Origin of the sequence: Nocardioides sp. NPDC057577 (assembly GCF_042801335.1) — a bacterium.
Classification (GTDB): Bacteria; Actinomycetota; Actinomycetes; order Propionibacteriales; family Nocardioidaceae; genus Nocardioides.
The window spans coordinates 42311-50049 of sequence record NZ_JBHVGB010000024.1 but is presented as its reverse complement, the minus strand read 5'-3'; the positions used below and the strand labels follow the sequence as shown (position 1 = coordinate 50049).

Here is a 7739-nt window from a genome sequence, read left to right as displayed (position 1 = left end):
GTCGAGGTCCATGCCGGACTCGGCGTGGTCGCCGAGTCCGGCCGGCTGCTCCACTGGCAGGACGGCAACGAGGAGAGGGTCACCGCCCTCCTGATGCACGCCCTCGGTCTCTGAGACCTCAGGACGGTCGGTTGATGTCAGGGATCTCGATCGGGGTGGTCTGGCCCGACTCACCGCCGTTGAGGAACGCCATCGCGAGCGCCCTGACGAACTGGTCGAACATGTAGTAGGAGCCCGGCAGGACGTTGATCGTGCCCTCGCGGAACGCGATGTAGGCGGGCCAAGCGGTCTTGATCAAGGCGGCCGAGACGTAGTCGCGACGCAGGCCGAGCCAGTTGGAGATCTCGTCGCCGAGCGTGTAGCGGACGAACTCGTTGAGGAACCCACGGGTGACGCCAAGGTCGACCTGGGCGGTCAGGCCGAGAAGCGTCTCGGCGAGGCTGTTGCCCTCGGCGGTGGGCGCGAGGATCGGGGTGAGCACCTGCGCGGCCTGGGCGTGCGCATCCGCCCAGGTCTGCGGGATGAACCGGTCCTGGACGCCGAGCAGGGAGATGGCGACCTGCCAGGAGTGCAGGAACGCCTCCTCCTCGGCCGCGGTCATCGGGATGCGCCACTCCTTGAACTTCTTGTGCACGAAGGTGCCGAGGCTGTGGAAGGTGACCAGGATGTCGCCGTTGCTGATCGGGATCTGGTTGTGCTCGGTGGCGCCCTCGCGCCACTGCGGGAGCTGCGGCAGCAGGTGGCGCACCGCCGCATGCACCATCCGGGTCTTGTTGGCCGTGACGATGAACTGACCCTGAGGCTCGAAGGCGTGCAACTGCGCCATGTCGTAGCCGAACGTGAAGGTCTTGGCAGCGCGGTCCTGCATGTCGGCGCCACCCTTGGACCAGTAGACCGACTTGGCCTCCCGCGGGATGACGGTGCTCATGATCCCGCTGCCGACGCTGTAGAGCGCGAACAGGTAGGTGTCCTTGCGGCGGTTGAAGTCCGCGGCCAGCGTCAGCTTGTCCATGTCGGCCCACTCGGGCAGCTGGTTGACGTCCTGCAGGTAGGCGGTGAGGTCCGCGGGCAGGCCGGTCGGCAACGGGTCGTTGTTGTCGACCCACGGGCGGATCGCGGTGTTGACCGCGGACACCTGACCGTTGTCGAGCACCGACTTCATGATCGCGTCGATCCGGTCGTCCCAGACCCACTGCGGGTCGGCGTACGGGGCCGCGCCGGCGATCGACCCTGTCGACGCCCAGCTCCAAGACGGTGCGACGCCTTCGGCCACACCCACGAAACCGAGCGCCGCACCCAGCGAGATGAACCCTCTACGACTGAGATCTCCCATTGACTTACCTTCCACCTTTGGAGGGATTCGCTCGGCCTTTAGGGGTCGACGCGAATGTGATTCCTGATTAACATACGGCCAGTGACGGACGTCACGCAATGGCTCTCGCCCCCTCATCGCGATGGCCGGGCAAATTTGTGAATCAAGATTAGAAATGGGCTGCCATGACGACCAGAGAAGACCACGCCGCACCTGTCACCGGGTCGGTGTTCCGGCCCGGGTGGCTGACCGAACCCGTCCTCGACGACCTACGCGCCCGGGTCTGCAGCGGTGCCGGCGAGCCGACGCCCGACGTGGTCGCCCTGGCGCCCTATGACCTGCTGCCGACCGCCCCGGTGCCGAGCTCGTCGGTCCTCGACGTCACCGAGGCCGTCTCCCGCGGACGGGTCGCGCAGCGCTCCTGGGCCGCGCTGCCGCTTGCGCGGCGGTGCCAGGTCGTGCTCGCCTTCCACGACCTCCTCGTCGAGCGTCAGGACCAGGTCCTGGACCTGATCCAGTGGGAGACCGGCAAGTCCCGCTTCCATGCCTGGCAGGAGATCGCCCAGGTCGCCACGATCGCGCGTCACTACGCCCGTCGCGCGCGCCGCCACCTCGCCGACAACCGGGTACGCGGCATGGTCCCGCTGCTGACGAAGGTGACCGAGGTGCGCGTCCCCAAGGGGGTCGTCGGGATCATCTCGCCGTGGAACTACCCGCTCTACCTCGGCGTCGGCGACGTGCTCCCGGCGCTGCTGGCCGGCAACGCCGTCGTCTCCAAGGCCGACCCGCAGACCTCGCTCACCATGCTGTGGACCCACGCCCTGCTGGCCGAGGCGGGTCTACCCGCCGACGTCTGGCAGATCGTCGTCGGCGAGGGTGTGCCGGTCGGCACGGCGCTGGTCGACGAGGCCGACTTCGTCTGCTTCACCGGATCCACCGCGACCGGGCGGATCGTCGCCGAGCAGGCCGGGCGCCGGCTGGTCGGGGCCTCGCTCGAGCTGGGCGGCAAGAACCCGCTCATCGTGCGCGCGGATGCCGACGTCGACAAGGCCGTGGCCGGGGCGGTCGCGGCTGCGTACGCCAACACGGGGCAGATGTGCATCAGCATCGAGCGGATCTACGTGCACGAGTCGGTCTATGAGTCCTTCCGCGACGGCTTCGTCGCGGCGACCGCGGAGCAGCGGATCGGGCAGGCTCTCGACTTCTCCGTCGAGCTCGGACCGCTGATCTCGCAGCGTCAGCTCGACGCGGTCACCGCACACGTGGAAGATGCCGTGGCCCACGGCGCGACCGTGCTCACCGGCGGACGGGCCCGGCCCGACCTGGGACCGCTCTGCTTCGAGCCGACCGTCCTGGAGGGGGTCACCCCGGAGATGCGCGTCTACGCCGAGGAGACCTTCGGGCCGGTCGTCGAGCTCTACCCGTTCCGTACGGACGAGGAGGCGATCGCGCTCGCCAACGAGGGCTGCTACGGACTGTCGGCCTCGATCTGGTCGCGCGACACCCACGAGGCGGCCCGGATGGCGCCGCAGATCCGCGCCGGGTCGGTCAACATCAACGACGGTGCCGCAGCCGCGGCCGGCAGCATCGAGGCCGGGATGGGCGGCATGGGCGAGAGCGGTCTCGGCCGCCGCCACGGAGCCGAGGGCATCCGGAAGTTCACCGAGTCGCAGACGGTCGCGATCCAGCGGCTGATCCCGCTCGGCGCCGCACCCGGCAAGACCGAGTCCTTCGTCGAGTCGACCAACAAGCAGCTCACGCTCATGCGCAAGATCGGAGTCCGGTGATGGTGACCCTGCAGACAGCCGTACGTTTCAACGAGCTCCGCGCGGTCGACGGCCCCGTCGACCCGGCCGAGCTCGACAAGGTCTGGGCGGGCCTCGACACCGTCGCGGCATCGGCGATCCTGGGCTCCTGGCGCGGCTTCGCGTTCTCGACCGGGCACCCGATCGAGAAGACGCTGGCCACGAGCAGCTGGCACGGCAAGCGGTTCGACGCCCTCGACGACGCCAAGCCGCTCATCTGCCGGGCCGAGGACGGCTCGCTCTACTCCGACGTGAAGTCCGGCCGCGGCGAGGCGAGCCTGTGGAACGTCGAGTTCCGTGGCGAGGTCACCGCCACCATGGTCTACGACGGGATGCCGGTCCTCGACCACTTCAAACGGGTCGACGGCGACACCCTGATGGGGATCATGAACGGCAAGCCTTCCGTCGTGCTCGACCCGGCCGGGCGGCACTTCTACTTCGGGCTGGAGCGCGCATGAGCGGGACAGGCACTGCGGCTCGGGTGCTGCTCACCCGCGGCACCGACACCCCCGCCGAGCTGGTCACAGCGCAGCTGGACGCACCCCGCGAGGACGAGGTGCTCGTCCGGATCGAGGCGGTTGGCCTGTGCCACACCGACCTCGCCACCCGGGCCGCACTCGGCACCACTCCGGCCGTGCTCGGACACGAGGGCTGCGGCATCGTCGAGCAGGTCGGTGCCGCGGTCTCCGACCTCGCCGTCGGCGAGCGGGTGGTGCTCTCGTTCCGCTCCTGCGGTTCCTGCGAGCGCTGCCTCGGCGGCGCCCCGGCCTATTGCGAGCAGGCACAGCGGCTCAACAACGCCGGGCACCGCCCCGACGGCAGCGCCACGGTCACCGTGGACGGCCAGCCGGTCTTCGCCTCGTTCTTCGGACAGTCGTCGTTCGCGAGCCACGCGCTCGTGGCGGCCAGTGCCTGCGTACCCGTCGGGGACGTGGCGCCCGAGGTCGCGGCGCCGCTCGGCTGCGGCTTCCTGACCGGTGCGGGCGCGGTGCTCAACGTGCTCCGCCCCGGGCCGGGCTCTCGGCTGCTGGTCGTCGGTGCCGGTGGCGTGGGCGCAGCGGCCGTGCTCGCGGCACGTTCCGAAGGGGTCGAGGTGATCGTCGTGGAACCGTTGGCCTCTCGGCGCGAGCTGGTCGGGTCGTTCGGCGCCAAGGCCTATGAGTCCTTCGACGAGCTGGCCGATCCGGGGATCAGCCATGCCCTCGACACCTCGGGACGCCCCGAGGTCGTCGACCGCGTCCTCGACCTGCTGGACCCGCTCGGCACCCTGGCCGTGGTCGGCCTGGGCCGGGCGCGAGCCGAGATCGACGTACGCCGCCTGATGCTGCGCGGCCTCACCCTCCGCGGCTGCGTGGAGGGTGACGCGGTGCCCCGCGAGCTCGTCCCCGAGCTGCTCCGCCGCCACGCCGCCGGCACCCTCCCGCTCGACCGCCTGGTCACCACCTTCCCGCTCGCGGAGTGGGACGTCGCGGTCGCCGAGCAACGCGCCGGGAGGGTGCTCAAGCCCGTTATGCTGCCCTGATCCTCGGGCATGGCCCGGAGCCACGGAACGGAGCCATGATGCGCCTGCTGTTGTCGACGTACGGATCGCGGGGAGACGTCGAGCCGATGGTGGCGCTCGCGGTGCAGCTGCTGCGGAGGGGCGCGGAGGTGCGGATGTGCGCGCCGCCGGACGAGGAGTTCGTCGAGCTGCTGGAGCGGGAGGGGGTGCCGCACGTACCGTTCCTCAAGCCCTGGCGGTCGTGGGAGCGGCCGCCGACGCCCGAGGAGCGCCACCAGCGGGTGACCGACTTCATCACCGCGCAGTACGACACCGTGGCCGGGGCTGCGGAGGGCTGCGACGTGGTCGTGGCCACCGCGATGTCGCAGTTCGTCGCACCCTCGGTCGCCGAGAGGCTGGGCATCCCCTACCACTACGTCCTCTTCTGCCCCGACGTCGTCGACGGCCTGGACGGGCGCGGCTTCACCGAGCTGTTCAAGGAGCCTCTCGACGCCCACCGGGCTTCGATCGGGCTCTCGCCGGTCACCGATGTCGGCGAGCTCATGTTCACCACTCACCCGCTCCTGGCGGCCGATCCGACCCTCGGCCCGTGGAACGGGAAGTCCCGTCTCGACGTCGCTCAGACCGGCGCCTGGATGCTCGAGGACGAGCGTCCGCTCCCGGCCGATCTGCTGGGCTTCCTCGACGGCGGAGCGGAGCCGGTCTACGTCGGATTCGGCAGCATGCGCACGGTCGGCGAGGAGAGCGTACGGGTCGCGATCGAGGCCATCCGCGCCCACGGCCGGCGGGTGGTCATCGGGCGCGGATGGGCGGGCCTGGACGTCATCGACGGTCGCGCCGACTGCTTCGTCGTCGGCGAGGTCAGCCACCAGCGGCTCTTCGGCCGGGTCGCCGCCGTCGTCCACCACGGCGGCGCGGGCACGACGACCACGGCCTATCGGGCCGGCGCCCCGCAGGTGGTCGTCCCCCAGGCCGGTGACCAGGTCTACTGGGCCGGGCAGGTGGCCGCGCTCGGCCTCGGTGTCGGCCACGACGGCGCCGCGCCTACGGTCGAGTCGCTCACCGCGGCGCTCGGTGCCGCGCTCGAGCCCGAGGTCCGCGCGCAGGCGACCTCGATGGCCACCGAGGCAAGGGTCGACGGAGCGGCGAGGGCCGCGGAGCTGTTGCTCGCCGGCCCGGCGCCCGGCGCTCAGGTGCTCAGGCGCCGATGAAGTCGGGGCGGCGGCGCTCGAGGAAGGCCGCCCGGCCCTCGGCGAACTGCGAGCCCGCGAGCAGCTCGACCTGGAGGTCGGCCTCGGCCGCGAGTACGCCGTCGAGGCTCTGATCGGTCTGGTCGAGGAGGCGCCGGGTGCCGGTCACCATCGGCGCGGAGAGCTCGGCCAGCCGCGAGGCCAGCTCGACGGCGTGGTCGAGGGCCGTGCCGTCCTCGACGACGGCCTCGACCGCTCCGATCCGCTCGGCCTCGACCGCGTCGAAGGTGCGTACGGTCAGGAGCAGCTCGCGCGCCCTCCCCTGCCCGACGCGCCGCGGGAGCGTGTAGGCGAGACCGGTGTCGGGGCCGAGCCCGATCTTCCCGAAGGACGTCGAGAAGGTCGCCGAGCGGCCGGCGACCACCAGGTCGCAGGCTGCGGCCAGGGCGAGGCCGAGGCCGTAGGCGCCGCCCTCGACCGCCGCGACGAGCGGCAGGTCGCCGGTGACCAGCTGGCGGACGACGGCGTTGACGACCTCCAGCCGCTGCCGGGCGACGTCGCGGTCCTGCGACATCGACCGGATGTCGCCGCCCGCGGAGAACACCGAGCCCGCACCGGTCAGGACGACGGCACGCGCCTCCACCTCGGCGTCCCGGAGCGCGGTGAGCAGGTCCAGCCGGTCGGCGAGGTCGAGCGCGTTGCGGCGCTCGGGTCGGTCGAGGGTGAGGATCCGGACGTGGCCACGGTCCTCGACCCGGACCGCCTTGCCGCGCTCCGAGCTCATCCCTGGAACTCCTTGACCATCTGCTTGGCGATGATCAGCTTCTGGATCTCGCTGGTGCCCTCGTAGAGCCGGAACAGCCGCGCGTCGCGGTAGAACCGCTCGACCGGCACCTCGCGCATGTAGCCGAGGCCGCCGTGGATCTGGACCGCCCGGTCGGCGATCCGGTCGACCGCCTCGGTGCAGAACAGCTTGCACAGCGACGGTGCCGTGCGCCGGTCGCTGCCGTCGTCCCAGCTGCGGGCGGCCTCGAGGACCATCGCGCGACCGGCGTACGCCTCGGTCCGGCTCTCGGCGAGCATCGCCTGGATCAGCTGGAACTCCGCCAGCTTCTGGCCGCCCTGGCCGTTGGTCGTGGCGTGACGCAAGCTCTCCTCGATCAATCGGTCCGCCAGGCCGACGGTCAGCGCGGCGATGTGCAGCCGGCCCTTGGCCAGCGACCGCATCGCCGCGGAGAAGCCTTCGCCCTCGACCTCGCCGACCAGGTTCGCGGCGGGCACCCGGGCGCCGTCGAAGAAGATCTCGGAGGTCACCGCGCCGCGCTGGCCCATCTTGTGGTCGCGCGGGCCGATGGTGACGCCGGGGGTGTCGGTCGGCACCACGAACACGGAGATGTTCTTCGCACCCTCGCTGTGATCGCCGGTGCGGGCGAAGACCATGAGCAGGTCGGCCCAGATCGCGTTGGTGATGAAGCGCTTCTGCCCACTGATGACGTACTCGTCGCCCTCGCGCACCGCGCGGGTGCGCAGGCCGCTCGGGTCGGAGCCGGCCTCGGGCTCGGTGAGCGCGAAGGAGGCGACCAGCTCGCCGCTGGCCAGCCCGGGCAGGTACTGCTGCTTCTGCCGCTCGGTGCCGCAGTTGACCAGCACCTGGCCGGCGATCCCGTTGTTGGTGCCGAACATCGAGCGGAAGGACGGAGTAGTCCAGCCGAGCTCCATCGCCAGCCGGACCTCCTCGGACATGGTGAAGCCGAGACCGCCGTACTCCTCGGGGATGGCGTAGCCGAACAGCCCCATGGCCGCGGCCTGCTGCCGGATCCGGTCGGGGATCTGGTCGGTCTCCTCGATCTCGTCCTCGGCCGTGACGACCTCCTTGCGGACGAACGCGCGGACGGCGTCGAGGATCGAGGTGAACTCGTCGGGCTCCATGG

Annotated in this window: 7 protein-coding genes; 4 read left to right on the top strand and 3 right to left on the bottom strand. The window is 71.0% G+C overall.

Features of this window, described 5'->3' with window-relative positions; genetic code table 11:
• Nucleotides 1-118: 118 nt before the first annotated feature.
• The gene (locus tag ACFU7D_RS07755) at nucleotides 119-1333 is read right to left on the bottom strand and encodes an oxygenase MpaB family protein (protein ID WP_378725614.1); all 1215 of its coding nucleotides are present in this window, start codon (nucleotides 1331-1333) and stop codon (nucleotides 119-121) included.
• A 164-nt stretch (nucleotides 1334-1497) separates the two neighbouring features.
• On the opposite strand from ACFU7D_RS07755, the gene ACFU7D_RS07750 reads away from it, so the two are divergent.
• Genes ACFU7D_RS07750 through ACFU7D_RS07735 form a run of 4 tightly spaced genes read left to right on the top strand, consistent with a single transcriptional unit; the run spans nucleotide 1498 to nucleotide 5829 of the window.
• The gene (locus ACFU7D_RS07750) at nucleotides 1498-3099 is read left to right on the top strand and encodes a succinic semialdehyde dehydrogenase (protein ID WP_378865358.1); all 1602 of its coding nucleotides are present in this window, start codon (nucleotides 1498-1500) and stop codon (nucleotides 3097-3099) included.
• 2 nt (nucleotides 3100-3101) lie between these two features.
• Complete coding sequence (locus tag ACFU7D_RS07745; protein ID WP_378865356.1) at nucleotides 3102-3575, top strand: DUF4334 domain-containing protein; 474 nt, start codon at nucleotides 3102-3104, stop codon at nucleotides 3573-3575.
• The gene (locus ACFU7D_RS07740) at nucleotides 3572-4639 is read left to right on the top strand and encodes an alcohol dehydrogenase catalytic domain-containing protein (RefSeq protein WP_378865354.1); all 1068 of its coding nucleotides are present in this window, start codon (nucleotides 3572-3574) and stop codon (nucleotides 4637-4639) included. Before ACFU7D_RS07745 ends, ACFU7D_RS07740 begins: the two co-directional genes overlap by 4 nt.
• 38 nt (nucleotides 4640-4677) lie before the next feature.
• Nucleotides 4678-5829, top strand: a complete 1152-nt coding sequence (locus tag ACFU7D_RS07735) for a glycosyltransferase (RefSeq protein WP_378865352.1) — start codon at nucleotides 4678-4680, stop codon at nucleotides 5827-5829.
• Here the strand turns inward: ACFU7D_RS07735 and ACFU7D_RS07730 are convergent.
• Together ACFU7D_RS07730 and ACFU7D_RS07725 are read right to left on the bottom strand one after the other, a co-directional pair.
• Nucleotides 5816-6592, bottom strand: a complete 777-nt coding sequence (locus ACFU7D_RS07730) for an enoyl-CoA hydratase/isomerase family protein (protein ID WP_378865350.1) — start codon at nucleotides 6590-6592, stop codon at nucleotides 5816-5818. The two genes, ACFU7D_RS07735 and ACFU7D_RS07730, sit on opposite strands and share 14 nt — an antisense overlap.
• Nucleotides 6589-7737: an acyl-CoA dehydrogenase family protein gene (locus tag ACFU7D_RS07725; protein ID WP_378725653.1), complete on the bottom strand. Its 1149-nt coding sequence runs from the start codon at nucleotides 7735-7737 to the stop codon at nucleotides 6589-6591. The genes ACFU7D_RS07730 and ACFU7D_RS07725 overlap by 4 nt, the downstream gene beginning before the upstream one ends.
• Nucleotides 7738-7739: the final 2 nt, after the last annotated feature.